This window comes from Mycobacterium asiaticum (assembly GCF_001673315.1).
GTDB classification, from domain to species: Bacteria; Actinomycetota; Actinomycetes; order Mycobacteriales; family Mycobacteriaceae; genus Mycobacterium; species Mycobacterium asiaticum_B.
In genome coordinates, this window is the sequence record NZ_LZLQ01000121.1 from 44643 (window position 1) to 70835 (window position 26193).

The 26193-nt window shown below is 66.6% G+C and carries 26 protein-coding genes and 1 pseudogene; 7 read left to right on the plus strand and 20 right to left on the minus strand.

The annotated features are described in order from the left end of the window. Positions 1 to 6: 6 nt before the first annotated feature. The 9 genes from A5636_RS18615 to dxr form a co-directional block, all read right to left on the minus strand. Positions 7 to 558 carry an alpha/beta hydrolase gene (locus A5636_RS18615; protein ID WP_065160110.1) on the minus strand — a complete coding sequence of 184 codons (552 nt, stop codon included), beginning with the start codon at positions 556 to 558 and terminating at the stop codon, positions 7 to 9. A 118-nt stretch (positions 559 to 676) separates the two neighbouring features. Further along, positions 677 to 2182 carry a cobyric acid synthase gene (locus tag A5636_RS18620; RefSeq protein ID WP_065160111.1) on the minus strand — a complete coding sequence of 502 codons (1506 nt, stop codon included), beginning with the start codon at positions 2180 to 2182 and terminating at the stop codon, positions 677 to 679. A gap of 15 nt (positions 2183 to 2197) precedes the next feature. Continuing rightward, positions 2198 to 3055, minus strand: coding sequence for a type I methionyl aminopeptidase (gene map / locus A5636_RS18625; protein WP_065160112.1), 858 nt, complete (start codon positions 3053 to 3055; stop codon positions 2198 to 2200). 237 nt (positions 3056 to 3292) lie between these two features. Next, entirely contained in the window at positions 3293 to 3880 is a 588-nt protein-coding gene (locus A5636_RS18630) for a DUF1707 SHOCT-like domain-containing protein (RefSeq protein ID WP_065160113.1), read from the minus strand. A gap of 57 nt (positions 3881 to 3937) precedes the next feature. Beyond that, on the minus strand, positions 3938 to 5749 hold the full coding sequence (locus A5636_RS18635; protein ID WP_065160114.1) for a penicillin-binding transpeptidase domain-containing protein: 1812 nt from the start codon (positions 5747 to 5749) through the stop codon (positions 3938 to 3940). A gap of 139 nt (positions 5750 to 5888) precedes the next feature. Further along, positions 5889 to 6743, minus strand: coding sequence for a GNAT family N-acetyltransferase (locus A5636_RS18640; protein WP_065160115.1), 855 nt, complete (start codon positions 6741 to 6743; stop codon positions 5889 to 5891). Positions 6744 to 6791: 48 nt separating this feature from the next. Then, positions 6792 to 7973, minus strand: coding sequence for a flavodoxin-dependent (E)-4-hydroxy-3-methylbut-2-enyl-diphosphate synthase (gene ispG, locus A5636_RS18645; RefSeq protein WP_065160116.1), 1182 nt, complete (start codon positions 7971 to 7973; stop codon positions 6792 to 6794). 19 nt (positions 7974 to 7992) lie between these two features. Beyond that, complete coding sequence (locus A5636_RS18650) at positions 7993 to 9207, minus strand: M50 family metallopeptidase (RefSeq protein ID WP_065160117.1); 1215 nt, start codon at positions 9205 to 9207, stop codon at positions 7993 to 7995. 19 nt (positions 9208 to 9226) lie between these two features. After that, complete coding sequence (gene dxr, locus A5636_RS18655; RefSeq protein WP_065160118.1) at positions 9227 to 10429, minus strand: 1-deoxy-D-xylulose-5-phosphate reductoisomerase; 1203 nt, start codon at positions 10427 to 10429, stop codon at positions 9227 to 9229. Positions 10430 to 10615: 186 nt separating this feature from the next. Here dxr and A5636_RS18660 point away from each other — a divergent pair, with 186 nt between their 5' ends. The 3 genes from A5636_RS18660 (at position 10616) to A5636_RS18670 (ending at position 13348) form a co-directional block, all read left to right on the plus strand. Then, positions 10616 to 12331: a cytochrome c biogenesis protein DipZ gene (locus A5636_RS18660; RefSeq protein WP_065160119.1), complete on the plus strand. Its 1716-nt coding sequence runs from the start codon at positions 10616 to 10618 to the stop codon at positions 12329 to 12331. A 121-nt stretch (positions 12332 to 12452) separates the two neighbouring features. Beyond that, entirely contained in the window at positions 12453 to 12995 is a 543-nt protein-coding gene (locus tag A5636_RS18665) for a fasciclin domain-containing protein (protein ID WP_253900641.1), read from the plus strand. A gap of 95 nt (positions 12996 to 13090) precedes the next feature. After that, on the plus strand, positions 13091 to 13348 hold the full coding sequence (locus A5636_RS18670; RefSeq protein WP_065160121.1) for a DUF2631 domain-containing protein: 258 nt from the start codon (positions 13091 to 13093) through the stop codon (positions 13346 to 13348). Here A5636_RS18670 and A5636_RS18675 read toward each other — a convergent pair. From A5636_RS18675 to pyrH, 5 genes and pseudogenes are all read right to left on the minus strand, one after another. Further along, positions 13345 to 13712, minus strand: a pseudogene (locus tag A5636_RS18675) (cytochrome c biogenesis protein CcdA); the annotation flags it as partial. The gene A5636_RS18670 and the pseudogene A5636_RS18675 sit on opposite strands and share 4 nt — an antisense overlap. A gap of 331 nt (positions 13713 to 14043) precedes the next feature. After that, positions 14044 to 15147, minus strand: a complete 1104-nt coding sequence (rlmN, locus tag A5636_RS18680; RefSeq protein WP_065160123.1) for a 23S rRNA (adenine(2503)-C(2))-methyltransferase RlmN — start codon at positions 15145 to 15147, stop codon at positions 14044 to 14046. Positions 15148 to 15160: 13 nt separating this feature from the next. Continuing rightward, positions 15161 to 16087: a phosphatidate cytidylyltransferase gene (locus A5636_RS18685; protein ID WP_065160124.1), complete on the minus strand. Its 927-nt coding sequence runs from the start codon at positions 16085 to 16087 to the stop codon at positions 15161 to 15163. Positions 16088 to 16120: 33 nt separating this feature from the next. Next, on the minus strand, positions 16121 to 16678 hold the full coding sequence (gene frr, locus A5636_RS18690; protein WP_065160125.1) for a ribosome recycling factor: 558 nt from the start codon (positions 16676 to 16678) through the stop codon (positions 16121 to 16123). Between the two features lie 9 nt (positions 16679 to 16687). After that, a complete protein-coding gene (pyrH, locus tag A5636_RS18695) occupies positions 16688 to 17455 on the minus strand; it encodes a UMP kinase (protein WP_081287873.1) in 768 nt (255 codons plus the stop codon). Between the two features lie 297 nt (positions 17456 to 17752). Here pyrH and mbp1 point away from each other — a divergent pair, with 297 nt between their 5' ends. Continuing rightward, positions 17753 to 17989 carry a microaggregate-binding protein 1 gene (gene mbp1, locus A5636_RS18700; RefSeq protein ID WP_065160127.1) on the plus strand — a complete coding sequence of 79 codons (237 nt, stop codon included), beginning with the start codon at positions 17753 to 17755 and terminating at the stop codon, positions 17987 to 17989. A 196-nt stretch (positions 17990 to 18185) separates the two neighbouring features. Further along, the gene (locus tag A5636_RS18705; RefSeq protein WP_065160128.1) at positions 18186 to 18929 is read left to right on the plus strand and encodes a winged helix-turn-helix domain-containing protein; all 744 of its coding nucleotides are present in this window, start codon (positions 18186 to 18188) and stop codon (positions 18927 to 18929) included. Between the two features lie 4 nt (positions 18930 to 18933). Here A5636_RS18705 and A5636_RS18710 read toward each other — a convergent pair whose 3' ends face one another. Continuing rightward, positions 18934 to 19869 carry a lysophospholipid acyltransferase family protein gene (locus A5636_RS18710; RefSeq protein ID WP_065160164.1) on the minus strand — a complete coding sequence of 312 codons (936 nt, stop codon included), beginning with the start codon at positions 19867 to 19869 and terminating at the stop codon, positions 18934 to 18936. Between the two features lie 128 nt (positions 19870 to 19997). Further along, positions 19998 to 20669, minus strand: a complete 672-nt coding sequence (locus tag A5636_RS18715) for a DUF1942 domain-containing protein (protein ID WP_065160129.1) — start codon at positions 20667 to 20669, stop codon at positions 19998 to 20000. Between the two features lie 281 nt (positions 20670 to 20950). Here A5636_RS18715 and A5636_RS18720 point away from each other — a divergent pair, with 281 nt between their 5' ends. After that, entirely contained in the window at positions 20951 to 21370 is a 420-nt protein-coding gene (locus A5636_RS18720) for a MarR family winged helix-turn-helix transcriptional regulator (RefSeq protein ID WP_065160130.1), read from the plus strand. 4 nt (positions 21371 to 21374) lie between these two features. Here the strand turns inward: A5636_RS18720 and A5636_RS18725 are convergent, their stop codons facing one another. Genes A5636_RS18725 through rpsB form a run of 3 tightly spaced genes read right to left on the minus strand, consistent with a single transcriptional unit; the run spans position 21375 to position 24473 of the window. After that, positions 21375 to 22775 (minus strand): amidase, encoded by a 1401-nt coding sequence (locus tag A5636_RS18725; RefSeq protein WP_065160131.1) that lies wholly within the window; start codon positions 22773 to 22775, stop codon positions 21375 to 21377. A 17-nt stretch (positions 22776 to 22792) separates the two neighbouring features. Next, complete coding sequence (tsf, locus tag A5636_RS18730) at positions 22793 to 23608, minus strand: translation elongation factor Ts (protein WP_065160132.1); 816 nt, start codon at positions 23606 to 23608, stop codon at positions 22793 to 22795. 13 nt (positions 23609 to 23621) lie between these two features. Further along, the gene (gene rpsB / locus A5636_RS18735; RefSeq protein WP_065160133.1) at positions 23622 to 24473 is read right to left on the minus strand and encodes a 30S ribosomal protein S2; all 852 of its coding nucleotides are present in this window, start codon (positions 24471 to 24473) and stop codon (positions 23622 to 23624) included. Positions 24474 to 24759: 286 nt separating this feature from the next. On the opposite strand from rpsB, the gene A5636_RS18740 reads away from it, so the two are divergent. Then, entirely contained in the window at positions 24760 to 25263 is a 504-nt protein-coding gene (locus A5636_RS18740) for a M23 family metallopeptidase (protein WP_065160134.1), read from the plus strand. Here A5636_RS18740 and A5636_RS18745 read toward each other — a convergent pair. Continuing rightward, on the minus strand, positions 25260 to 26168 hold the full coding sequence (locus tag A5636_RS18745) for a tyrosine recombinase XerC (protein WP_065160135.1): 909 nt from the start codon (positions 26166 to 26168) through the stop codon (positions 25260 to 25262). The two genes, A5636_RS18740 and A5636_RS18745, sit on opposite strands and share 4 nt — an antisense overlap. Positions 26169 to 26193 lie beyond the last annotated feature (25 nt).

The following is a 26193-nucleotide window of genomic DNA, read 5'->3' on the forward strand; positions in this document are numbered from 1 at the left end:
AGCCGGCTACCAGCCGCTGGTGCGCAGCACGATCTCGGTGGCCAGCTGTGCGGTGGACTCGTGCGCGTTGCGCCGCCCGAGCAGGTCCACCACCCGGTAGTCGCCGAAGACGAACCGCTGACCTTCCCGTGCCGCGTCCCGCGCGGCCGGCGAGCTCACCAGGACAGTGGTCGCGATCTCCACCGGCGGGCAGTTGTCGTCCCGGATTGCGCCGTGCGGATCAGGAACCCGGGGGTGCGGCCGGTCGATCGCGACCAGACCAGCGAACCGGCCCAATCTGGTCGCGGCCAGCTCCCAGGCCAGGTCGGCGCTGGCGCGGTCGCCCACCACCACCGCCCAGGAAACGCCCAACGAGTCCAGCAGGCCGATAACCGATTTGGCGGTCAGGCGAGGGTCTGCGCCGATGACGACGGTGCGCAGCGACGCATTATGAAGGCGCTCGCACAGTGCGTCGTACGCGCCGGGCGGGCGCTGCTCCGCGGCTAGCACGACAACGACGGTGCCGTTTTCCGGCCCGGACACACTCACCGGAACGGCGAATCCATCAAGTGTCGTCATCAATGTGGGCACTACCGCAAGCTACCGCAGTTTGACTGCCCGCGGGCGACCCAAAACATCGTCTACCGATGCTTCCATCAGCGTTAACCCACGTCACAGGCACGTAATCGACGGCGCTTCACCCGAAACGCAATTCGCTGGCCAGCTGCGGAAGCCCGGGCGGCGGCCCGTCCAGCAGGGTCAGGACGGCGTCGATGTCCAGGTGCGCGGCCAGCAGGTCGGCCACCAGATCGAGTTGGGCGTCGCGACGCGCCGCGACATCGACGTCGTCGGCCACCACGAATCGGGTGCGCCCGGCCGCTGCGGCGGCCTCGGACAGCAGCGCACGCCGGAATCCGTCGTTGTCGAGCAGCCCGTGCCAGTGGGTGCCGAACACGGCCCCAGCCTTGATGCCCTGCGGTTCCGAGCCGACCTCGAACCAGCTGTTTTCGGCGCACCGGCTGAGTCGCCCGTGGTGTATCTCGTATCCGGTCAGTGGTGGTTGCCAGCGGCGCAGCACCTTCTGCGGCCCGAAGGTGACGTCGGCGTCCAGCAGTCCCAGGCCCGGCACCACACCGGCGCGCGACTCCACCGCATCCTCGATGCGCCGGCACAGCATTTGGAATCCCCCGCAAATGCCCACCACGGGCTTCCCGGCGCCGGCGTGGTGGCCGATCGCGGCGGCCAGGCCCCGCTCCCGCAGCCAGGACAGGTCGGCAACGGTTGCTTTGCTGCCAGGTAGCACGACCAGGTCTGCATCCGCGACATCGGCAGGGTCGGTAATCCAGCGGACCAGCACACCTGGTTCGCAGGCCAGCGCCTCGACGTCGGTGGAGTTCGAGATCCGGGGCAGCCGAACGGCCGCCACCCGCAGCCATTCCTGCCCGCGCGGTGGCGCCGGGGTGCCCACGATGCGGTGCGCTACGACCGACAGCGAGTCTTCGGCATCCAGCCACAGGTCGTCGGCGTAGGGCAGCACCCCGTAGGTGGGGCGGCCGGTCAATTCCTGCAGTTGCTTCAAGCCGGGTTCCAACAGAGCGCGATCACCGCGAAACTTGTTGACGACGAAGCCGGTGATCAGTGCCTGATCCTCGGGTTCGAGCACCGCGACCGTTCCGAAGAGGTGAGCCAGCAAGCCGCCGCGATCTATGTCACCGACCAGGATCACCGGTAACCGCGCCGCGCGGGCCAGCCCCATGTTCGCCAAATCGGTGGATCGCAAATTGATTTCGGCGGGAGATCCGGCGCCCTCGCAGATCACCACATCGAAATCCGTGCGCAGGGAAGCCAATTCGCGGTAAACGATGTCGGCAAGGCCCTCTCGATGGGCGAAGTAGCTTGTCGCCGTGACCGACTCGGCTAGTTGACCGTTGATCACCAGTTGGGACGTGCGGTCGCTACCCGGCTTGAGCAGGATGGGATTGAAGCGCACACTGGGCTCCAACCCGGCAGCACGAGCCTGAATCGCCTGGGCCCGGCCGATCTCGCCACCCTCGATGGTGACCGCCGAGTTGTTGGACATGTTCTGCGCCTTGAACGGCGCGACTTTGACCCCCCGGCGGGCCAGTAGGCGGCACAAACCGGCGACCACCGTGGACTTCCCGGCATCGGACGTGGTGCCGGCAACCAGCAGCGCCCCGGTCACCCTAACCGCGGCACCTCACGGCAACGTGAGGATCTCGGCGCCGGTGTCGGTGACCAGCAGCGTGTGCTCGAACTGAGCGGTCCACTTGCGGTCCCTGGTCACCACCGTCCAACCGTCGTCCCAGATCTCGTAGTCCAGTGCGCCGAGATTGATCATCGGCTCGATGGTGAAGGTCATGCCCGGCTGGATGATGGTCTCGACGGCGGGCTGATCGTAGTGCAAGACCACCAGACCGTTGTGGAACGTGGTGCCGATACCGTGGCCGGTGAAGTCACGAACAACGTTGTAGCCGAACCGATTTGCGTACGCTTCGATGACGCGGCCGACCACCGACAGCGCTCGTCCGGGCTTGACGGCGTTGATCGCGCGCATTGTGGCCTCGTGGGTGCGTTCCACCAGCAGCCGGTGCTCTTCGGAGACATCGCCGGCCAGGAAGGTCGCGTTGGTGTCGCCGTGCACCCCGTTGATGTAGGCGGTGACGTCGATGTTGACGATGTCGCCGTCTTCGATCACGGTCGAGTCCGGGATGCCGTGGCAGATGACCTCGTTGAGCGACGTGCAGCACGATTTGGGAAAGCCCTTGTAGCCCAGCGTCGATGGGTAGGCGCCGTTGTCCACCATGTATTCGTGCGCGATGCGGTCGAGTTGGTCGGTGCTGACGCCGGGTGCGACGGCCTTGCCCGCCTCCTGCAGCGCGCGCGCCGCGATCTGGCCGGCGACGCGCATCTTCTCAATCACCTCGGGCTCCTGCACCCACGGCTCGCTGCCCTCTTTGGCGGTGGGCTTGCCCACGTATTCCGGGCGCGCGATCCACGTGGGAACCGGCAGCGTCGGGGCGATCACGCCGGGAGCGAGCGCGGTACGGGCAGGCATGGCAGACAGCTTAGCGAGCTTCAGCCGGCACCGTCGCACGTCGACCGTCGCAGCTGCTCAACGCAAACGCTGCCGAGACTGAAATCCAGCAGCGTCGTCGAGACTGAATCGCATGCGTCGTCGAGACTGAACCGCCTGCGTCGCCGAGACTGAAATCCAGCAGCGTCGCACTCGCACTTTCCCTGCAGCTTTTCAGCCTCGGCGAAAGCGCCTGTGCGCTCGGACGAACTGACGGCGCTAACTGAAGCGAGGGCGCCGCAGCAGCGCCCGGCGGGGACCGCGGATGATCACCGACCCGAACACCAGCTGACCCGTCAGGACCACGTGCGGGTTGCCTTCGGCCGGTGGATCTCTGCGGCGGTCGGTGGCACTGCCGACATAGGCCTCGACGTCATCGATCGAGGCGCTGGCGCCGTCGGGAAGCCGCAGGTCCAAAGAGCCGAATTTCATGTCGATCTCGATTACCACCACGGGTCCGGCGAAGCGGGCCTTGGTCAGGTCGAGGTCGATGTTGCCGAAGCGTCGTACCAGCGACAGCCTGGTGGGCACGGTCCATTCGCCATGACGTTTGAGCGAACCCGCCCAGCCACGCAGTTCCACCCGGTCGGTGGCAGAGGTGACGATCGACCCCGGCCTGGGCAGGTCGCCGACCAACCCGTCCAGTTCGTCTCGGGTCCGGGCGAAGGAGACCTGCCGTGACCGTTGCTCGAATTCGTCGATGTCGATCAAGCCGAGCGCCAGAGCGTCGTTGAGCCGCCGCATCGTGCCGTTGCGGTCGGCGTCCGACACCCGCATTGGCAGCATGTCCCCGCCGGTCTCAGTCATCGCCGTCCCCGCAACTCACCCTCGCAATTTACCCGCAATGCAGGGCTGGTAGCTGCGTTAAGCCAGGTAGCCGGGTGGCAGCGAGTCGAACATCACCTTGGTCATCCGGACCGCGTATTCGGAGCTGCCACCCCCGACGATGAGCGCCGCGAAAGCCAGGTCGCCGCGGTATCCGGCGAACCAGGAGTGGGATCCGCCGGCGAATTCGGCTTCACCGGTCTTTCCGTAGATCTCGCCGCAGCCCGCGATCTCTTTGGCGGTGCCGTTGGTGACCACCAGCCGCATCATCGGCCGCAACGCCTCGACCATTTTCGGGCTGATCGGGGTGTTGTCGCCGGCGACGGTGGTCGGCCGGCCGACGATCAGCTGGGGCACCGGGGTCTGACCCGCGGCGACGGTGGCAGCCACCAGTGCCATGCCGAACGGGCTGGCCAGCACGCGGCCCTGGCCGAAACCGTCCTCGGTGCGCTCGGTCAGGTCGACCGTCGGCGGCACCGAACCGGTCACCGTGGTGAGGCCCTCGATCTGATAGTCCAGTCCGATCCCGTAGCGGGCGGCGGCCTGGGTCAGTCCGCGCGGCGGCATTTTGCTGCTCAGCTCGGCGAACGTGGTGTTGCACGAACTGGCGAACGCTCGTGACAGCGGCACCACGCCGAGGTCGAAACCGCCGTAGTTGGGAATGGTGCGATGGCCGATGTCGAGGTGGCCGGGGCAGCCCAGCATCGTGTTGGGGGTGGCCATGTCGCGTTCGACAGCCGCGCCCGCGGTGACCATCTTGAACGTCGACCCTGGCGGATAGAGGCCCATGGTGGCGGGCAGGCCCTCGGCGTTCGCGCCGCCGTTCTGCGCGATCGCCAGGATTTCCCCGGTCGACGGCTTGAGCACGACCAGCATCGCTTTGCCGCCCCTGGTGTCGACCGCATGCTGGGCGGCGTCCTGCACCGCCCGGTCCAGCGTGATCGAAACCGAGGGTGCCGGCGACCCCTCCACCTCATGCAGCACCGCGACGTCGACACCGTTCTGGTTGGTGCTGACGATCCGCCATCCTGCCTGGCCGTCGAGTTCGTCGACAACAGCCTTCTTCACTTCGGCCATCACGGCCGGCGCGAAGTGCGGGTCGGTGGGCAGCAGTTCGGCTTGGGGGGTGATCACCACGCCGGGCAGGGTGCCGATGGCCGGGAAGACCCGATTGCTGTCGTCGGGCAGCAGCGTCACCAGATCCACCGGTTCGGTCGCCGAGCTGGCCGTTTCGGCGAGGAGTTGCGGGTCGTTCAGGGTGTCGTTGAACGGGCGCAGCGCGTCCACCACCGCATGCGCCGTCCCGATCAGGGCGGGTCCGGCCTTGCTGGCGTCCAACGCGTAGTGATAGATGTAGCCCGGCGCCAGTACGTCGGAGCCGCCGAGTTCATTCACCGAGGCTCGCCGCGGTTGGTCGGCCCGCAGCGCGAACGTCTGGTGCTCGCCGAGTTTGGGATGCAACCCGGTAGTTGCCCACCGCACGTGCCAGTGCCCCTCGTCACGAGCCATTTTCAGCTGGCCGTCGTAGGTCCACGTCCGGTTTTTCGGCAGGTGCCAGGTGAAGCGGTACCGGACCGAGCCGGTGTCCTCGGCGTACTTCGAGCTGAGCACCTGCGTATCCAGATGCGTGGCCTGCAGACCCGACCAGGCGGCGTTGAGCGCTTCGCGGGCGTCGTTGGGGCTGTCGCTGAGCTGGGCGGCCGTGGCTGTGTCACCCACGGACAGCGCGGACAGGAACTTCTCGGCTGCCGGACCGGGACCCTCGGGCTTGGGCGTACATCCTGGCAGCGCGACGACTGCGAGCAGCATCATGCCTGCGACAGATGAGGCCAGAGTTGTCTTAGTTGCCATCGTTACTGATGTTAAGAACTTATTCGGTTACAACAGCGCCGACACACCGAGATGCAACCGTTATGCGCCACCAACCGAACATGGCTGCGGTTCTCAGCCGGATTTGCCGGTGCGGTTCGGACGGCGATTCGCGGTCGGCTCAGTCGAGCAGGACCGTGGCGAACGTGCCGACTTCTTTGAAACCCACTCGCGCGTAGGCGGCGCGGGCCACCGCGTTGAAGTCGTTGACGTAAAGGCTGGCGATCCGCCCGCTGCCGACAATGACGGCGGCAAGCGTCGCAGTCCCCGCGGTGCCCATGCCCAGCCCGCGCCGCTCCGGGTGCACCCACACACCCTGGATCTGCCCGACGGACGGCGACTGAGATCCGACCTCCGCCTTGAAGACCACCTGCCCGTGCTCGAAGCGGGCCCAGGCGCGCCCGGCCGCGATCAGGTTGGCCACCCGGCGGCGGTAGCCACGGCCCCCGTCGCCGAGGCGCGGGTCGACCCCGACTTCACCGATGAACATGTCCACCGCGGCGACCAGGTAAGCGTCGAGTTCTTCCGGACGCACCTGTCGGACCTCGGTGTCGAGCGCACAGTTGGGATGGGTGTTGAGTGCCATCAGGGGTTGGTCGGCGCGCACGTCACGCGCCGGCCCCCAGGCCGGCTCCAGCCGCTGCCACATGGGGAGCACCAAGTCCGCTCGGCCGACCAGCGATGAACAGCGACGCGCCGTGCTCTTCGCCTCGTCGGCGAACGCGTTGAGGTCGATCAGGTTGCCGCGCAGCGGAATCAGGTTGGCACCGGCAAAACAGAGCGACTCGTGCGCGCCGCGAACCGTCCAGAGTTCGCCACCGATCGAATTCGGTTCGACGCCGTAGTCGGCCACGCGCGCGGCCACCATGCAGGATTCGACCGGGTTGTCGTTCAACACCCGCCACACGGCGGCGGCGTCACGCACCACCGAGACCCGTCGCTCGCCGACAAGGCGCAAGATGGGCGGAGCCGACATCGCATAACTCTCTGTGGTGCGAACCGAAGGCAGTGAACTTGGCGGTTCTCAGCTTACGGTCACAATAGGCGAACCGCTTGTTGCCGTCCCGGGATCGGTTTCGGATGTTTCGACTTCCGAACCCATCTGCTCCGCCAGTCGCATGGCTTCCTCGATCAGGGTCTCGACGATCTGCGCCTCGGGCACGGTCTTGATCACTTCACCCTTGACGAAGATCTGACCCTTGCCGTTGCCGGAGGCAACACCCAGGTCGGCCTCGCGAGCTTCGCCCGGACCGTTCACGACGCAACCCATCACGGCGACCCGCAGCGGAACGTCCAGACCGTCCAAGCCCGCGGTGACTTCGTTCGCCAGGGTGTACACGTCCACCTGGGCGCGCCCACACGACGGGCACGACACAATCTCCAGCGACCGCGGTCGCAGGTTGAGCGACTCGAGTATCTGGGTGCCCACCTTGACTTCTTCGACCGGCGGGGCCGACAGGGAGACCCGGATGGTGTCGCCGATGCCCTTCGACAACAACGCACCGAAGGCCACCGCGGACTTGATGGTGCCTTGGAACGCGGGCCCAGCCTCGGTGACGCCCAGGTGCAGCGGGTAGTCGCACTGGGCGGCGAGTTGCTCATAAGCGGCGACCATCACCACCGGGTCGTTGTGCTTGACGCTGATCTTGATGTTGCCGAAGCCGTGTTCTTCGAACAGCGAGGCCTCCCAGAGCGCCGATTCGACCAGCGCCTCGGGGGTGGCCTTGCCGTACTTCTGCATGAACCGCTTGTCCAGCGACCCCGCGTTGACGCCGATGCGGATCGGGATGCCCGCGGCGCCAGCGGCTTTGGCGACTTCGCCGACCCGGCCGTCGAATTCCTTGATGTTGCCCGGGTTGACGCGGACGGCCGCGCACCCGGCGTCGATGGCGGCGAAGATGTACTTCGGCTGGAAGTGGATGTCAGCGATGACGGGTATCTGGCTATGCCGGGCGATCTCGGCCAGCGCGTCGGCGTCCTCCTGCCGGGGGCAGGCCACTCTGACGATGTCGCAGCCGGTAGCGGTCAGTTCGGCGATCTGCTGCAAGGTCGCGTTGACGTCGTGCGTCTTGGTGGTGCACATCGATTGCACCGAGATCGGGTAGTCGCTGCCCACCCCGACGTCGCGAACCATCAGCTGACGGGTGGTGCGCCGAGGGGCCAGCGTGGGCGCCGGCGATTGCGGCATGCCCAGGCCAACGGTCACTTGATTTCGCCTTCTCTCTCTATTGGAAGAGCCGGATGGGGTTGACCAGGTCAGCGGTGACGGTCAACAGCATGTAGCCGACCACGAAGATCAGCACCACGTAGGTCGCCGGCATCAGCTTGAGGTAGTTCACCGGCGCCGCGGCCACCTTGCCGCGCGCCGATCTGATCATGTTGCGGATCTTTTCGTACACCGCGACCGCGATGTGGCCGCCGTCGAAAGGCAACAACGGCAGCAGGTTGATGGCACCGAGGATGAGGTTCAGCTGCGCCAGGAAGAACCAGAACGCGACCCACAGCCCGTGGTCGACGGTGTCGCCGCCGATGATGCTGGCCCCGACCACGCTCATCGGGGTCTGCGGGTCACGCTCCCCGCCACCGATCGCATTGAACAGCGCGCCGACCTTGGTCGGGATGGCGGCCAGCGACTTGCCGACCTCGACGGTCAACTGGCCGGTGAACGCGATGGTGCCGGGCACCGCGGTGAGCGCGTTGTACTGCGTCGGCTCGTTGCGCGGCGCCCCTACCCCGATGGCACCGACGGTGGCGGGCTCGAACTGCTTGCCCTGCCCGGTGGGAACGTAGCGGCGGGTGTTCTCGACGCTGACGTAGGTGGTGATGGTCTTGCCGTCCCGGTTGACGACGACCGGAACGGTGCCGTGCTGCTTGCGCACGGCGGTCGCCATCTCCTCGAAGGTGGTGACGGGGGTGTCACCGACCTTGACGACGACGTCACCGACCCGGATTCCGGCCAGCGCCGCGGGGCCCTGTCCGTTGCATTGGTCCAGCTTGCCCTGGGAAACCTCCTGGGCGACACAGCCGGTTTCGCCGACGATGGCCTGGGTGGACGGATGCAGGTTCGGCAGCCCCCAGATCAGCGCGATGGCGTAGAGCAGCACGAGGCAGATCACGAAATTCATGCCCGGCCCGGCGAACAGCACCGCGACGCGCTTCCACGTCGCCTGCTTGTACATGGCGCGATCCTGCTCGTCGAGCGCCAGTTCCTCGACCGGGGTCATGCCGGCGATGTCGCAGAAACCGCCGGCCGGGATGGCTTTGACGCCGTATTGGGTTTCCCCGCGCCGGGTGGACCACAGCGTGGGACCGAAGCCGACGAAGTAGCGCCGCACCTTCATACCGGTAGCCCTCGCCGCCCACATGTGTCCGCATTCGTGCAGTGCTACGGAAATGAGGATGGCCAGCGCAAACAGCACAATGCCGATAACGAACATCATCCGCCTGTTACGACCTTTCTCATGCCAAGCCGGAGACTCTGATGGGCGCCGAGCTTGCTGTCGCGACCGCACGGTGCGCCCGCGAGCGGGCCCAGTGCTGCGCCTCGAGTACGTCATCCACGGTAGCTGGTTCAGCGGCCCATTGGTCGGCGCCGTGCAGCACGTCGGCGATGGTGGCAACAATCGCCGGGAATTTGAGCCGACCCTCGAGAAAGGCCTGCGCCGCCTCCTCGTTCACCGCGTTGTAGACCGCGGTCATGCAACCGCCGGCCTCTCCGGCGTGCCGCGCGAGCTCGACGGCTGGGAAGACGTCGCTGTCCAGCGGCTCGAATTCCCAGCTTGCGGCGGTGCTGAAGTCGCAAGCTGAGGCCGCGCCGGCGACCCGGTGCGGCCAGCCCAGCGCCAGCGAGATCGGCAGTTTCATGTCCGGCGGACTGGCTTGGGCGATCGTTGACCCGTCGTTGAAGGTCACCATGGAATGCACGATCGACTGCGGGTGGACGACGACGTCGATGGCGTCGTACGGGATGCCGAACAACAGGTGTGTCTCGATGAGTTCGAGACCTTTGTTGACCAGCGACGCCGAGTTCAGCGTGTTCATCGGACCCATCGACCAGGTGGGATGGGCGCCGGCCTGTTCGGGGGTGGCGTGCTCGAGTTCCGTGGCCGACCAGCCGCGGAACGGACCGCCGGACGCGGTCAGTACCAATTTGGCGACTTCGCCGGCGGCGCCCGCGCGCAGGCATTGCGCCAGCGCGGAGTGCTCGGAGTCGACGGGCACGATCTGGCCAGGCCGGGCCGCGCGCAGCACCAGTGGTCCGCCGGCGACCAGGGACTCCTTGTTGGCCAATGCCAGCCGGGCGCCGGATTCCAGCGCGGCCAGCGTGGGGCGCAGACCCAGCGCCCCTACCAGCGCGTTGAGCACTACTTCGGCCTCTGTCTCTTCTACCAAGCGGGTCGCGGCCTCGGGGCCGGTGAACGGGATGTCACCGACGTGTTCGGCGGCCGCGGAATCGGCCACGGCGATATTGCTCACCCCGGTGGCGGCGCGTTGCCGAAGTAGGGTGTCGAGATTGCGACCCCCGGCGGCGAGTCCGACGACCTCAAAGCGGTCCGGGTTTTCGGCGATGACCTGCAGTGCCTGGGTACCGATGGAGCCGGTGCTGCCCAGCACCAACACGCGCACCCGGCCTTGCGGGGACCGGTCGCCAGAGATAGTCACCCACCCATTGTGCCGCTTTCTTTCAATTCCGCTTGTGCCGCTTTCTATCGATTGCTTCCCTGTGGCCGCGCCCCACTCCCAATGCTCTGAATACGCCACGCAGAACCCACCGGCCGGAGATCGGTCACCGACGTTTCGGCCGGCTGCTGAACCAATCCGAAGCGCGCGCCGTAACGAATAAACGACATGTGGACTCTCGCGCTGATCGGCTTTCTCGGTGGACTCATCACCGGGATATCGCCGTGCATCCTGCCCGTGCTTCCGGTGATCTTCTTCTCCGGCGCAAACAGCGCTGCGCCAACGCAATCCGAGGGTGCGGTAGCCGTCCAGACCAAACCGGAGGCGTCTCGCCCTTACCGGGTGATCGGTGGTTTGGTGCTCAGCTTCAGTGTGGTCACCCTGCTCGGTTCGGCGATGCTGTCGGCACTGCACCTCCCGCAGGACGTGATCCGCTGGGTGGCACTGATCGCATTGGTGGCGATCGGTGTCGGACTCATCTTCCCGCGCTTCGAGCAGTTGATCGAGCGGCCGTTCGCGCGGATACCGCGGCAGCAAATCATCACTCGCGGCAACGGTTTCGGCCTCGGCCTGGCACTCGGAGTGCTGTACGTGCCGTGCGCGGGGCCAGTGCTGGCCGCGATCGTCGTGGCCGGCGCAACCGCACAGATCGGCGTGGGAACCGTCGTGCTCACCGCTACGTTCGCCTGCGGCGCGGCATTGCCACTGCTGTTTTTCGCACTGGCCGGGCAACGGGTAGCCCAGCGCGTCAGTGCGTTTCGACGTCATCAACGCGAAATTCGGATCGGTGCCGGAATCGTGACGATACTGCTTGCGGTCGCGCTGGTGTTCAACCTCCCGGCCGCGCTGCAACGCGCTCTCCCGGATTACACCGCGCCGCTGCAGGACAAGGTGGGTGGCACCGAACAGATCCGGCAACAGCTCGGCGGCGGAATCGACGCAAACGCACTGCTGTCCACCTGCACCAATGGCGGCCCCCGGCTGATGAATTGCGGCACCGCACCGGATCTCAGAGGCATTACCGACTGGCTGAACACTCCCGGCGGTCAGCCGATCGCGTTGAATGCGTTGCGCGGCAAGGTGGTTCTGATCGACTTCTGGGCCTATTCGTGCATCAACTGCCAGCGGGCCATACCGCACGTGGTGGGCTGGTATCAGGCGTACCACGACAGCGGTCTGGAAGTCGTCGGCGTGCACACCCCGGAGTACGCGTTCGAGAAAGTGCCGGAAAATGTCGCCAAAGGCGCAGCCGATCTGGGCATCAGATACCCAGTCGCACTGGACAACAGCTTCTCGACATGGACGAACTACCACAACAGTTACTGGCCCGCCGAATACCTGATCGACGCCGGCGGCACAGTGCGGCACCTGAAGTTCGGCGAAGGCGACTACGACACCACTGAGCAGCTGATCCGACAACTGCTCACCGACGCCAACCCGGGCGTCAAGCTGCCGCCCCCGGTGGGTGCGCCCGATCTGACACCGAAATCGTTCACCACCGCCGAGACCTACTTGGCCGTGGGCAAGGCCGTCAACTACGGCGGTGGCGGCGGCTACGACGAAGGAACGGCGACGTTCAGCTATCCGCCGAGCCTGTCCTCGGACAGCTTCGCGTTGAACGGTCAGTGGTCGTTGGACTACCAGGGCGCGACTGCGGCTGGAGACAATTCGGGCCTCAAACTCAATTACCACGCCAAGAACATCTATGCCGTCGTCGGTGGCACCGGCACGCTCACGGTGCTGCGCAACGGCAAACCCACCGTGTTGCCCATCAGCGGGCCGCCGACCTCTCACCAGATCGTCGGCGATGCCGCGCAGTCCGGCGGAACCATCGAGGTGCGTCCGACCAAAGGACTGCAGCTTTTTTCGTTCACTTACGGCTGACACCCATCCGGAACGGGGTTCGCTCCGAAGCAGCTATGTCGGGGATAGCCAGCACTCAGCGAGGAGAACGACCATGAACGCTAGAAAGTCAATTGCACCAACCGGTTTCGCGGCCGCACTGATGGCCGGCGGGGTGGCCTTCGGCGTGGCCCTGGCCCCCACCGCGTCGGCCAGTGACCTGGTGGGGCCCGGCTGCGCGGACTACGCCGCGATGAATCCCAGCGGGCCGGCGTCCGTGCAGGGCATGTCGCAGGTGCCGGTCACCGAGGCAGCGGCGAACAACCCCATGCTGACTACGCTGACCTCGGCGCTGTCCGGCAAGCTCAACCCGCAGGTGAACCTGGTCGACACCCTCAACAGCGGCCAGTACACGGTGTTCGCGCCCACCGACGCCGCGTTCAACAAGCTGCCGCCGGCCACGATTGACCAGCTCAAGACGGATTCGGCGATGCTGAACAACATCCTGACCTACCACGTGGTGGCAGGTCAGGCCAGTCCGGCCCGGGTGCTCGGGACGCACCGGACCCTGCAGGGCGCCAGCGTGACCGTGACGGGCCAGGGCAACAACATCCGGGTCAACAACGCCGGCCTGGTCTGCGGCGGGGTGTCAACGGCCAACGCGCAGGTGTACATGATCGACACGGTGCTGATGCCGCCTGCATAGTCCGGTCGCGGCGGTCCCCCGGGAGCAGACCTGCCCCGGGGGAATCCGCCTGTGCCAGAATGGGTCAGTCCGAGTCATAGAGGGGAGGGATCACTGTGCGCAGTACCGAGGTGGAGCCGTTCATCGGCGACGTCGACGAAGCTGAAGTGCCGTCCGCGCGTTGGGGATGGAGCAGGATCAACTACCGCACCTGGTACGGGGTGGGCGTGTTCGCCGTCGTCTTCCTGTTGGCGATGTTGCGCGGCAACCACGTCGGCCACGTCGAAGACTGGTTCCTGCTGGGTTTCGCCGCGCTCACGCTGTTCGTCCTGGTCCGCGACATCTGGGGCCGCCGACGCGGCTGGTTGCGCTAGCCGTCAGCCACGTCTCGTCTCGGCGCCTTCCGGGTGCGGCTCCACCAGGTGCCCACGATCGCGCCGATCACGACGACGCCGACCGCCCCAGCCACGGCCAACCACCGTGCTGGTGCACCCAACCGGCGAGCCTGCCCTGCAGCCGCCCGGCTGCGGTGATCACCGCGTCCCGCGGATCACCGTTGGCATGGAACAGCCGGATCTCATACAGGCCGTAGTAGCCGACGTACAGTCCGACCAGTACCAGCAGCGCGCCACTGATCCGGTTGACGTGGGGTAAAGCCCTGCGCATCCGATCGACCAGCGCCGAGCGCGCCGTCGCCACCGCAATCGCGAGCGCGCCGACGACCAGCGTCGTTTCGGCTGCCGCTGGGCTGCGTGGAGTCGCCGTCGGGCTGCCGATAGCCACCGGCTCGCCGCCGTGAGGTGCCGTTTCGCCGCCGGGGCGCCGTTTCGCCTGCCGCTGGGCTGCGTGGAGCCGCCGTCGGGCTGCCGGTAGCCACCGTCTCGCCGAAACTGAAAATTTGCAGGGGTTTACTCGAACTTTCTCTGCAGATTTTCAGTCTCGGCGTCGGCGCCCACCAGCGCCAGGCGCTGGCGCTCACCAGCGCCAGGCGTCGGCGCCCACCAGCGCTCGGCGTTGGTGCCCAGCAGCGGCCGGCGTTGGTGCCCAGCTACCCGCCTCCCGCCGCCAGCTACCCGCCTTCGGCGGCCAGCTGTCCGCACGCCGCGCTGATCTCACGGCCGCGCGTATCCCGCACTGTGCACGAAACGCCTTGTGCGCGAATACGTCTGACGAACTCGCGTTCCACCGGCTTGGGACTGGCATCCCAGTCGCTGCCCGGAGTCGGATTGAGCGGGATGAGGTTCACGTGCACCAACGCCCCCAGGGCGCGGTGCAATCGCTTGCCCAGCAGGTCTGCGCGCCACGGCTGGTCGTTGACGTCGCGGATCAGCGCGTACTCGATCGATACCCGCCGACCGGTCACGTCGGCGTAGTAGCGGGCGGCGTCGAGCACTTCGCTGACCTTCCACCTGTTGTTGACCGGAACCAATGTGTCGCGCAGCTCGTCGTCCGGCGTGTGCAACGACAGGGCCAGCGTCACACCGAGCCGCTCGTCGGCAAGCTTGCGGATGGCCGGAGCCAGTCCGACCGTCGACACCGTCACCGAGCGCGCGGAGATGCCGAAGCCGGACGGCGGCGGCTCGATGATGCGGCGCACCGCGGCCACCGTCCTGACGTAGTTGGCCAGCGGCTCCCCCATCCCCATGAACACCACGTTGGACAGGCGGTGCGGTTCGGGGCCGAAGTCGTCGCGCAGCGCCACGGCGGCGGCACGCACCTGCTCGAGGATCTCGGCGGTCGACAGATTGCGGGTCAGCCCGCCTTGTCCGGTGGCGCAGAACGGGCAGGCCATGCCGCAGCCGGCCTGCGACGAGATGCACACGGTGTTGCGTTGCGGGTAGCGCATCAGCACCGACTCGACGGTCGCGCCGTCGCCGGCACGCCACAACGTCTTGCGTGTTTGGCCCGCGTCGCAGGTGACTTCGCGCACCGGGGTCAGCAAGGTCGGGAACATGGTTGTCGCGACCCGGTCGCGCACCGCAGCCGGTAGGTCGGTCATCTGGTGCGGGTCGGCGATCAGCCGTCCGTAGTACTGGTGTGCGAGCTGTTTGGCCCGAAACGCCGGCAAGCCGAGCTCGGAGACGGCGGCCGCGCGGCCGTCGGCGTCGAGGTCGGCAAGGTGCCGCGGCGGCTTGCCCCGGCGAGGCGCATCGAAGACCAATTGTTGGACCATTACCAGTCCAGTATCAGGGCAACAGCGTCAAGACGGTCCACGCGGCCACCGCCGACGGCAGGATGCCGTCCAGACGATCCATCAGACCGCCGTGACCAGGCAGCAGCCGACCCATGTCCTTGATCCCCAGATCCCGCTTGACTTGCGACTCGATCAGGTCACCGAGGGTGGTGGTCAGGACGAAGAGCAGGCCCAGCAGTGCACCGACCCAGGGCTCCTTGCCGGCCAGGAACGTCGCGGTGAGTACGGTCGCGGTGATGCCGCAGATCAGCGAGCCCGCGAAACCCTCCCAGGACTTCTTCGGACTGATCCTCGGCACCATCGGATGTTTGCCGAACAGGGCCCCCACGGCGTAGCCGCCGGTGTCGGAAGAGACGACCGCGATCATCATGCAGAACACCCAGCCCGGGCCGTGCTGTGGGTCGTAGACCAGCATCGCGGCGAACGAGGCGAACAGCGGTACCCAGGCGCACAGAAAGACCGTCGCCGACACGTCGCGCAGGTAGTTGCTGGGCGGCGGCGCTCCGTCGGGGCTGGTGCTGTCCCGCACCCGCCTGTCCACCATGAACAACCGCCAGATCATGCAGACCACGACCGTGGCACCGAAGCCGGCCGCGCTGCCGACCGCGCGGTACGGCCAGGTCAGCCAGACGGTCACCTGCCCGCCGAGCAGCAGCGGGATGATCGGGATCAGGTACCCGGCCTCGCGCAGTCTGCGTACCACCTCGTGGCTCGCGACGAAGGCGGCCAGTGCGCAGTACAGCACCCAGAAATGCGGCGCCCAGAGCATCGTCGCGATGAGAACCGCGCCGATGCTGCCCCCAACCGCGATCGCTGCGGGCAGATCGCGACCCGCCCGCGACGCCTTCTTGGCCGGCGGCTGTGACGCGTTGACCGGTTCGTCGGCCGGGCTGCCGGCGTCGGCTTCAGTAGCTGCCACGGACTTGGATGGACTTCACCGCTGGACAGGTCCTCAGACCTCCAGCAGCTCGCCTTCTTTGTGTTTGACCAGCTCATCGATCTGCGCGACGTACTGGTGGGTGGACTTCTCCAGATCCTTTTCGGCCCGCGTGACCTCGTCCTCGCCGGCCTCGCCGTCCTTGCGGATGCGGTGCAATTCCTCCATTGCCTTGCGACGAATGTTTCGCACCGAAACCCGGGCGTCCTCCCCCTTCGCCTTCGCCTGCTTGACCAGCTCACGGCGACGCTCCTCGGTCAGCTGCGGAATGGCCACCCGGATGATCGTGCCGTCGTTGGTGGGATTGACTCCCAGGTCGGAGTTGCGGATCGCCGTCTCGATGGCATGCAGTTGACTCGCCTCGTAGGGCTTGATGACAACCATCCGCGCCTCGGGGACATTGATGCTGGCCAATTGGGTAATCGGAGTGTTCGCGCCGTAATAGTCGATGGCGATCCGGTTGAACATGCCCGGGTTGGCGCGGCCGGTACGGATTGTCGAGAGATCGTCTCGGGCCACCGATACGGCCTTCTCCATTTTCTCTTCGGCATCGAAGAGAGCCTCGTCAATCATCTGCGCCCCTTAGGTAGTGACCAGCGTCCCGATCTTCTCACCAGCAACCGCACGGGCGATATTGCCGTCGGTAAGCAGGTTGAACACCAGGATCGGCATGCCATTGTCCATACACAGGCTGAACGCGGTGGCGTCGGCCACCCGCAAACCGCGATCGATGACCTCGCGGTGGCTGATCGACGTGAGCAATTCAGCCTCGGGGTTTTCGCGCGGGTCGTCGGCAAACACCCCGTCGACCGCCTTGGCCATCAAGACCACCTCGGCGCCGATCTCCAAAGCCCGCTGCGCCGCGGTGGTGTCTGTGGAGAAGTACGGCAGCCCCATGCCGGCGCCGAAGATCACCACCCGGCCCTTCTCCAGGTGACGGACCGCCCGCAGCGGAAGATACGGTTCGGCCACCTGACCCATGGTGATTGCGGTTTGCACCCGGGTCGCGATGCCCTCCTTTTCCAGGAAGTCCTGCAGGGCCAGGCTGTTCATCACGGTGCCCAACATGCCCATGTAGTCCGACCGGGTGCGCTCCATGCCGCGTTGCTGCAACTGCGCCCCGCGGAAGAAATTGCCGCCGCCGATGACGACGGCTACTTGCACGCCACCGCGGACTACCTCGGCGATCTGCCGAGCGACCAGTGCCACGACGTCGGGATCGAGTCCCACCTGGCCGCCACCGAACATTTCACCGCCCAGTTTGAGCAGCACCCGCGAGTATTTCGACGAGGAGCCGGAAGTCGAATGGGCCGGTCCACCGTTGCTGCTCGTCGGCCTTGGCTCCGTCATCGGTCTCCTCGCACGGGACTGCCAACCCGGCGACTACCCGGGACGGCGCGTCTCAATCCTGCCTCATCGGCATGCTCCGGCGTGGGCGGGGTGCACTATTCGGTCCACATGTTTGATCCTGCAACGGTTCGGGAATTCGCTGCACGCGGCGGTCGGCGGCGGCCTGAAGAAGGCTTCGAGAAGGCTTCGAGAAGGCTTGGATAAGGCTTCGAAAAGGCCTCGAGAAGACTTAGAAAAGGCTTTCGGGACTCGCCGCGAGCGTGGTAAGGGCTTGGTACGGGCAACTGAGGAGGAACCATGGCGGACGACAAATCGGGACCGGCGGAAGCCGTCAAGGGCGTCGTCGAGGACGTCAAGGGTAAAGCCAAGGAAGCCATTGGGACCGTCACCGGTCGCGGCGACCTCGTCAACGAAGGCGAAGCCCAGCAGGACAAGGCCGAAGCCCAGCGAGACGCGGCGAAGAAAGAGGCACAGGCCGAAGCGGCCCGCGCGTCCGCGGAAGTGGCTGAGGAACGCCAAAAGTCCAACCAGTAGAACTTGTTTCGAGATGGGCCCGGTCTGGGATCACGGACCGGGCCCATCGAATTTCGCTCCAACTTTCTTGAGGCCGGACTCGGCCGTCAGCCCTGCCGGCTGTAACAAAAATGGAATAATCGCCTCCCTAACGGGGTAATAAAACCTTCGTCGGGGTGACATTCGGCGGAGGTGGGCACGGTCGGGGGTGACGGCGATGGATGTCCTGCTACTCACCGATGACGCCGAGTTCGCGTCCGCCCTGCCCAAGCTGGAGTCGTTGGCGCTGACCGTGCGGACCGCGCCAGTGGACGACGCACATCAGGACACGGTCAAAGGCGTCGACGTGGCAGTCGTGGACGCGCGCAACGATCCGGTGGCGGCGCGGAAGGCGTGCCGGTGGCTGACCGCGAACGCTCCGGCCGTAGCGGTGGTCGTTGTAGTTTCAGCGGTCAGCTTCCTAGACGTCGGTGTCGACTGGAATTTCGACGACGTCGTGCTGGCCGCGGCCGGCGCGGTCGAATTGCAGGCACGCTTGCGGCTGGCGGTCAGCCGACGGCGCAGAGCCATCGGCGGCACCCTGCAATTCGGCGACCTCGTTCTGCATCCGGCCAGCTACACGGCGTCGTTGAGCGGCCAAGACTTGGATCTGACGCTGACCGAGTTCAAGTTGTTGAATTTCCTAGTGCAGCACGCCGGTCGGGCGTTCAGCCGGACCCGGCTGATGCATGAGGTATGGGGCTATGAGAGCAATGGTCGGGTTCGGACTGTCGATGTGCACGTACGACGGTTACGCGCCAAACTCGGCGCCGAACACGAATCGATGGTCGACACGGTGCGGGGCGTGGGCTATATGGCAGTCACGCCGCCGCAGCCGCGGTGGATCGTCCTCGAGCCCGCGTTGAAACCCTTGGGCGCCGACGACCCGCCCGAGCGGACGCGAGATCCGGTGGCGCAGTGATCTTTCAGCCGAACACCGGCAGCGCGCGCTTGCGCGCCAACGCGTCCATCCCTTCTTGGATGCTGTCCTGAACCTCGCGGTATTTGGTCTCGACGTAGTCGTCGTCATCGGCGCGGGAGGCATCGTTGTCCAGTTCCACCGCGGGCATGAACCGGGTCCGGATCTTGGCGGGCAGTGGTAGCTGCGGCAGGGCCGCGGGTGCGATACCCCAGGGCAGTGAGATCGCCACCGGAAACACCTTCAGCCGCAGGAACTTATCCAATCGCAGAGCACGCGAAAGGCGATCGCCGCGGATCAGCACCGGCATGGCGTCGGCACCGCCGACCGTGGCGATCGGCACGATCGGGACCCCGGCGCGGATCGCCATTTTCACGAACCCCTTACGGCCGGCCAGGTTGGCCCGGTCACGTTCGACCCACGGACGCAGCGAATCCACCTCACCACCGGGCCACAACGCGACGTCGCGCCCCTCGGCGAGCGCGGTGGCGATCGCATCAGGCGCAGCAGGCAGCACCCCCATCGCTCGGAAATAGCGTCCGATACCCGGAATCGCCATCAGCGCGTCGTGCGCGGTGCCGTGCAGCGGGCGGTCCGGGCCGAATCGCCGCCACCACTGCAGGCCGACGGTCCACGCGTCCCACACGAAGGGCGCCCCGGAGTGAATTCCGATCAACAGCGCCGGCGGTTCGGGAATGTTCTCCCAACCGTCGATCTCCATCCGAAACCAGTAGTCCACCAACGCGTTCCAGAAGAACTTCTGGCGATGCATGGTGGCCTCGTCCTGGCCTTCCAGATCCCACTCACCGGCTCGTTGCGCCACCCAGCCGCTGACGCCGCCATCCTGTTTCTCACGCTTGCGCTGCATGGATGCCCGCGCATCCTCCGCTTGGCGCTGCGCTTGGCCGATGACTTCTGAGGGTCGGTGATCGCTGTGAGTCATACTCTGTCGCATACCCAGATCGCCCACACGTAACTCAGATCAATGCCGCGGGGCCGGCCCGAACAGAAACCTCCCCGCGCCATGGGCTTGGCGCGGGGAGGTTTCAATCAACCGTTTCGATTAGCCGTTTAGGCCTCAGCCGGAGACTCCGGCGTCATCTGGCCGGGGACCATGTTGGCCTGGCCGGGCACGGCGTTCGGCTGACCCGGGGCCGGGTTCGGCTGGCCGGGAGCCGGGTTGACCTGACCGGGCACGGTGTTCGGCTGGCCGGGCACGGTGTTGGGCTGCTGGCCCGGCACCGCGTTGGGCGCCGGCAGACTGCCCGGGCTGGCCTCCCAGACCAGGACATCCTGGACGCCGTCGTTGTACACGACGCCGGTCGGAGGCGCACCGGTCACGTCGAAGTAGAGCTTGCCGGTCGCGGTGTTGCCCTGCGTGATCGGTGCCGGGCTGAGCCCCTGCGGGGTAGCCGGCGCGGAGATCACGCGGTAGTTCTGACCGTCGGCGCGGGCGTTGAAGTTGGACACCACCGGTGTCACGACGCCGCTGTTGGCCTTCACGTTCACGTCGGCCTGCCACAGCTGACCCTTCGGGGTGTAGCCGGGGATGGTGATGTTGGCCGGCTGCAGGTTGCTGACGGTGTAGTCAGTCACCAGCGGGCCGTCGACCAGTGTTTCGGGGGTACCGAGTCCCTCAACGATGGTGGGCGCGGACGACGCAGTGGCTGCGCCGAAAAGGCTCACCGCCGCTATGCCCGCGGCACCCAGGGCCGTCTTCGCAGTGGTTTTGGTGAACTTCACGCTGAAAATCCTCTCCGTTGGGTTTCGTTCCACGCGGCCAGCAACTCGACGTTGGGCGCTTAACCGCACTCGCCTCGCATTACCGTTGAATCCAGGCCTCAAACACCTGCGCTCCGGTGAATTCCTTGAATACCGCCTGTGAGCTGCGCGGATCCGGCGGATTTGATTTGAACCACATATTAATTCGAACCACTTGATTCACACTGGCACCAGTTGTCAACGCCGAATCACGGGCAAATCCGCCCGACCCGACGCACTATTGCTATGTCAAGATGCTTGATATGACTGAACGCGTCGACGCTCCGCTGGGTTACCTGCTGTACCGGGTGGGGGCGGTATTGCGTCCGGGGGTCTCGGCCGCCTTGGGCCCACTGGGCCTCACCCTCCCGGAATTCGTCTGCTTGCGGATACTTTCGCAATCGCCGGGGTCATCGAGCGCCGAACTGGCGCGGCGGGCCAGCATCACCCCCCAGGCGATGAACACGGTGCTGCGCAAGTTGCAGGACCTCGGCGCGGTAGACAGGCCGGCCTCGGTGTCTTCCGGACGAGCGCTGCCCGCCACGTTGACCGGCGCGGGCCGGGCGTTGCTGAAACGCGCCGAGGCCGTCGTACTCGCCGCCGATGCGCGACTGCTCGCTCGATTGACCGAAACTGAGCAATTCGAGTTCAAGCGCATGCTCGAGAGGCTGGGATCCGATTGAGCGGTCAGTCCTGAATCCGGGCCCACGGCCGAGCCTCTTCGAGCTCGAAGGCCAACTGCAGCAGCCGCGCTTCGGAGCCGATCGCTGCCGACAGCATCATGCCCACCGGTAGGCCATCGGCGGACTGAGCCAGCGGCAGGGAGATCGCGGGATCACCGGTGACATTCTGCAGCGGCGTGAACGCCACCCATCGCGACAGGCGGTCGATGACCTGCTGGTAGTCGGTCGGGCTGAGGTATCCGATGCGGGGCGGCTCGGCGGCGACCGTCGGGGTGAGGACGGCTTCATAGGTGGCAAAGAACGGCGCGCTCTCGCGCCGAGCGCCGCGCAGCCGCATGATCGCTCTGGGTATCCGATGCAGGTTACGAGTCGCATGCCGAGCCAATCCCAGGGTCAAGTTGTCCAGCCGGGACGCGTCGAACGTCTTGCCGAAGGTGAGCCGGCCGGTGCGCACCTGCGCCAGCGCCAGCAGCCCCCAGTAGAGCACGAAGTCATCGCCGAAAGTGGTTGCCACCGGAGGGGTTTCGACGTGCTCGATGCGGTGACCGAGCTCTTCCAGCAGCGTGGCGGTCTTGAGCGTCAGGTCCTTGACCTCGGGACTGGATTCGTGGTCGACCGAACGGGTCAACACGGCGATCTTGAGGCGCTGCTTTTCGGGCCGGGTGACATCGCCGATCGGCGGCAGCCGGCGGGAACGGTAGGAGCGCTCAACCTCGCGGAAGAATGCGGCGGTGTCGCGCACCGAGCGGGTCAGGACGCCGTTGGCGACGATGACCACCGGCAGCCGGCGAAGTTCCGGGTCCAGCGGCAGCCGGCCGCGCGACGGCTTGAGCCCGACCAGGCCGTTGCAGGCCGCCGGGATGCGGATCGAACCGCCGCCGTCGTTGGCGTGTGCGATGGGCACCACGCCGGCCGCGACGAAAGCTCCCGATCCCGACGAAGAGGCACCAGCGGTGTAGTCGGGGTGCCACGGGTTGCGCACCGGCCCCAACCGGGCGTGTTCGGCGGCACCGCTGAATCCGAACTCCGACAGCTGGGTCTTGCCTAGCGAGATCAGGCCGGTGCCGAGCACCAAGCGGGCCACTTCGCTGTCCGACTTCGCCGGATACGGCTGCCACGCGTCGGTGCCGCGCATCGTCGGTTGACCCGCGACGTCGATGTTGTCCTTGATGAAGGTGGGCACTCCCGCAAAGAACCCGTCGACCTCGCGCGCCGCCTCCTCCCGCGCACTGTCGTACGACCGGTACGCCAGCGCGTTGAGCCGGTCGTTGACGGCTTCGCTGCGCGCGATGGCGGCTTCGACTACTTCCTGCGGACTCAATTGACGGGACCGCAGCGCCTCGGCGAGCCCCACGGCGTCGAGCTCGCCGAGGGCGTCGTCGCCGAAAGCGTGTATGCGAGACATGGCCGCTCGCCTACCCGTCAGGCCTGGCCGACCTCGAACCGAACGAACCGGGTAACGGTCACGCCGGCCTCGTCGAGCAGCGCCTTGACCGTCTTCTTGTTGTCAGACACCGACGGCTGCTCCAGCAGCACAGTGTCTTTGAAGAAGCCGTTCACTCTGCCCTCGACGATCTTGGGCAGAGCTTGCTCCGGCTTACCCTCGGCCTTGGCGGTTTCCTCGGCGATCCGGCGTTCGCTGGCGACGACGTCTTCCGGCACGTCCTCGCGAGTGAGGTAGCGGGCCTTGAGCGCCGCGATCTGCAACGCCACCGCGTGGGCGGCCTCAGCGTTGTCGCCGGTGTACTCGACCAGCACGCCCACCGCCGGCGGCAGATCCGCCGCCCGCTTGTGCAGGTATGCCTCCACCGTGCCGTCGAAGTTCGCGACCCGGCGCAGTTCGAGCTTCTCGCCGATCTTGGCCGACAGCGCTGCGATGGCCTCTTCGACGGTTTCGCCGCCGGTGCTGGCCGCTTTGAGCGCGTCGACATCGGTAGCTCCGGACGACACCGCGGCGTCGACCACCTTGTCGGCGAGCGCCTGGAACTCGGCGTTCTTGGCGACAAAGTCGGTCTCGGAGTTCAACTCGATCAACGCGCCGCCCTTCGCGGCGACCAGGCCTTCGGCCGTTGCACGCTCGGCACGCTTGCCGACGTCCTTGGCACCCTTGATGCGGAGCGCCTCGACGGCCTTGTCGAAGTCGCCGTCAGTCTCCACCAGCGCGTTCTTGCAGTCGAGCATGCCAGCGCCGGTCAACTCCCGAAGCCGCTTGACGTCGGCAGCAGTGTAGTTCGCCAATGCTCAACCCTTCCTAGGATGCATCCGTGGTTGGTTCGGTGGCGCCGGTGTTGTCAGCGGCGCTAGTGGTGGCAGCGGCACCAGTGGTGGCAGCGGCACCGGCCAGCAGCTCCTGCTCCCACTCGGGGAGCGGCTCGGCGGCGGCGGCTTCCGGCTTGCCGTCGCCGCGGCCCAATCCGGCACGCGCCTGCAGGCCTTCGGCCACTGCCGAAGCGATGACCTTCGTCAGCAGCGCGGCCGAGCGGATCGCGTCGTCGTTGCCCGGGATCGGGTAGTCGACCTCGTCCGGGTCGCAGTTGGTGTCCAGGATCGCGATGACCGGGATTCCCAGCTTGCGGGCTTCACCGACGGCGATGTGCTCCTTGTTGGTGTCGACAACCCAGACCGCCGACGGCACCTTCGCCATATCGCGAATACCGCCCAAGCTGCGTTCCAGCTTGTTCTTCTCGCGGGTCAGCATCAGGATTTCCTTCTTGGTGCGACCCTCGAAGCCGCCGGTCTGCTCCATGGCCTCGAGTTCCTTGAGGCGCTGCAGGCGCTTGTGCACTGTGGAGAAGTTGGTGAGCATGCCGCCCAGCCAGCGCTGGTTCACGTACGGCATACCGACCCGGGTCGCTTCGGCCGCGACGGACTCCTGCGCCTGCTTCTTGGTGCCGACGAACATGACGCTGCCACCGTGAGCGACGGTTTCCTTGACGAACTCGTACGCCTTATCGATGTAGGTCAGCGTCTGCTGCAGGTCGATGATGTAGATGCCATTGCGGTCGGTGAAGATGAACCGCTTCATCTTGGGATTCCAGCGACGGGTCTGGTGCCCGAAGTGGGTGCCGCTGTCCAGCAGCTGCTTCATGGTCACAACAGCCATGACTAAGTCCAGCTTTCATGTGTCGGTTGTCGCTCGGCATCGGGTGAAGCCGGGCCCTGGCGTCTGCTGCGATGCCGAACCCGTCGACCGCTTTCCGGCTTCCGGGACCGCTCGGCATGGCTGTTGCGGATCCCTGAACCACCGGGCCGCGATGCAGACGCGCGAAGTCAGCCCGCTGAAGCGAGCTGCGTCGGAAAGTCTACACCGCCGCGACCGGTGCTTTTTCCGTCCACAGCGTCCACACCGGTGACTGGCCGCTATTGACGTTGCACGGTCCACTGAGCAGGTGCGATGGGTTCTGTTGTCGATTCTGTGCTGGGTGCTGCTCAACGCGCCACCTGCCGAGGCCGACAGCTCGCGGCTGAGCTGGCCGTTGCGGCCCCCGGAGGTGGTGCGGGCGTTCGATGCGCCCGCGCCGAACTGGCTTTCCGGACACCGCGGGGTGGATCTCGCCGGAACATCGGGACAGCCGGTGTATGCCGCGGGCGACGGCTTGGTGGTGTTCGCCGGGTTGCTGGCGGGCCGTCCCGTGGTGTCGCTAGCCCATCCGGGCGGTCTGCGGACGAGCTACGAACCGGTACGACCGAGTGTCTCGGCGGGTCAGCACGTGGTGGCGGGGTCGGTACTCGGTGAGCTGTTGTCCGGCCACGCCGGGTGCCGGGCAGCGGCATGTCTGCACTGGGGTGCGATGTGGGGTGCCGCCTCGCGGGCAGATTATGTCGATCCGGTGGGGTTGCTGGAATCCACCCCGATCCGGCTCAAGCCGCTGTTCGGCGCGAGCGCGCGCTAGGCGCGCGGGTGAGCCTGGTCGTGCACGGCGCGCAGCCGGGCGACCGCGACGTGGGTGTACAGCTGAGTGGTGGCCAGGCTGGAATGGCCCAGCAGTTCCTGCACCACCCGTAGATCCGCCCCGCCTTCCAGTAGGTGGGTGGCCGCGCTGTGCCGCAGGCCGTGCGGCCCGATGTCGGGCGCGCCGTCCACCGCGGCGACGGTCTGGTGCACCACCGTGCGGGCCTGGCGCACATCGAGACGACGGCCGCGCGCACCCAGCAGCAGCGCTGGCCCGGATTCCGCGGTGGCCAGCGCCGGCCGCCCCTCGGTCAGCCAGGCCTGCAACGCATCGGCTGCCGGCTGCCCGAATGGGGCGGTGCGCTGCTTGTTGCCTTTACCGAGCACCCGGACCAATCGATGACCGGTGTCGACATCGTCGACGTCCAAGCCGCACAGCTCGCTCACCCGAATTCCGGTCGCGTACAGCAACTCGACGATCAGCCGGTCCCGCAATGCCAGGGGGTCGCCCTGATCGGCACCGGACTGTGCTGCCGTCATCGCCGCCAGGGCCTGGTCTTGGCGCAATACCGAGGGCAGGGTGCGGTGTGCTTTCGGAACCTGCAGCCGCGCCGCGGGGTCGGAGGCGAGCAGACCGCGCCGGGCGGCCCAGGCGGTGAACGCTTTGACCGAGGAGGTGCGTCGCGCCAGCGTGGTGCGAGCCGCGCCGGCCCCGGCGGCGGTTGCCAGCCACGACCGCAACACCGGCAAATTCAGCCCCTCCAGGGCAGTCCCCCGCTCGGCCAGGAAATCGAAGAGCGACCGCAGGTCCCCCAGGTAGGCGCGGCGGGTGTGGGCCGAGCGACCGCACTGCAGCTCGAGGTAGTCGTCGAATTCTTCGAGGATCACCTCGCTGTCAGCCGGCACTCCCCCACGCTGGCTGATGTGGCGT

Coding starts and splice junctions, on each gene's coding strand:
- A5636_RS18615 (WP_065160110.1), bottom strand. CDS start 558: ATGACGACACTTGATGGATTCGCCGTTCCGGTGAGTGTGTCCGGGCCG.
- map (WP_065160112.1), bottom strand. CDS start 3,055: ATGCCTGCCCGTACCGCGCTCGCTCCCGGCGTGATCGCCCCGACGCTG.
- A5636_RS18630 (WP_065160113.1), bottom strand. CDS start 3,880: ATGACTGAGACCGGCGGGGACATGCTGCCAATGCGGGTGTCGGACGCC.
- A5636_RS18635 (WP_065160114.1), bottom strand. CDS start 5,749: ATGGCAACTAAGACAACTCTGGCCTCATCTGTCGCAGGCATGATGCTG.
- A5636_RS18640 (WP_065160115.1), bottom strand. CDS start 6,743: ATGTCGGCTCCGCCCATCTTGCGCCTTGTCGGCGAGCGACGGGTCTCG.
- A5636_RS18650 (WP_065160117.1), bottom strand. CDS start 9,207: ATGATGTTCGTTATCGGCATTGTGCTGTTTGCGCTGGCCATCCTCATT.
- A5636_RS18660 (WP_065160119.1), top strand. CDS start 10,616: ATGTGGACTCTCGCGCTGATCGGCTTTCTCGGTGGACTCATCACCGGG.
- A5636_RS18665 (WP_253900641.1), top strand. CDS start 12,453: ATGGCCGGCGGGGTGGCCTTCGGCGTGGCCCTGGCCCCCACCGCGTCG.
- rlmN (WP_065160123.1), bottom strand. CDS start 15,147: ATGGTCCAACAATTGGTCTTCGATGCGCCTCGCCGGGGCAAGCCGCCG.
- frr (WP_065160125.1), bottom strand. CDS start 16,678: ATGATTGACGAGGCTCTCTTCGATGCCGAAGAGAAAATGGAGAAGGCC.
- pyrH (WP_081287873.1), bottom strand. CDS start 17,455: ATGACGGAGCCAAGGCCGACGAGCAGCAACGGTGGACCGGCCCATTCG.
- mbp1 (WP_065160127.1), top strand. CDS start 17,753: ATGGCGGACGACAAATCGGGACCGGCGGAAGCCGTCAAGGGCGTCGTC.
- A5636_RS18705 (WP_065160128.1), top strand. CDS start 18,186: ATGGATGTCCTGCTACTCACCGATGACGCCGAGTTCGCGTCCGCCCTG.
- A5636_RS18710 (WP_065160164.1), bottom strand. CDS start 19,869: ATGACTCACAGCGATCACCGACCCTCAGAAGTCATCGGCCAAGCGCAG.
- A5636_RS18720 (WP_065160130.1), top strand. CDS start 20,951: ATGACTGAACGCGTCGACGCTCCGCTGGGTTACCTGCTGTACCGGGTG.
- A5636_RS18725 (WP_065160131.1), bottom strand. CDS start 22,775: ATGTCTCGCATACACGCTTTCGGCGACGACGCCCTCGGCGAGCTCGAC.
- rpsB (WP_065160133.1), bottom strand. CDS start 24,473: ATGGCTGTTGTGACCATGAAGCAGCTGCTGGACAGCGGCACCCACTTC.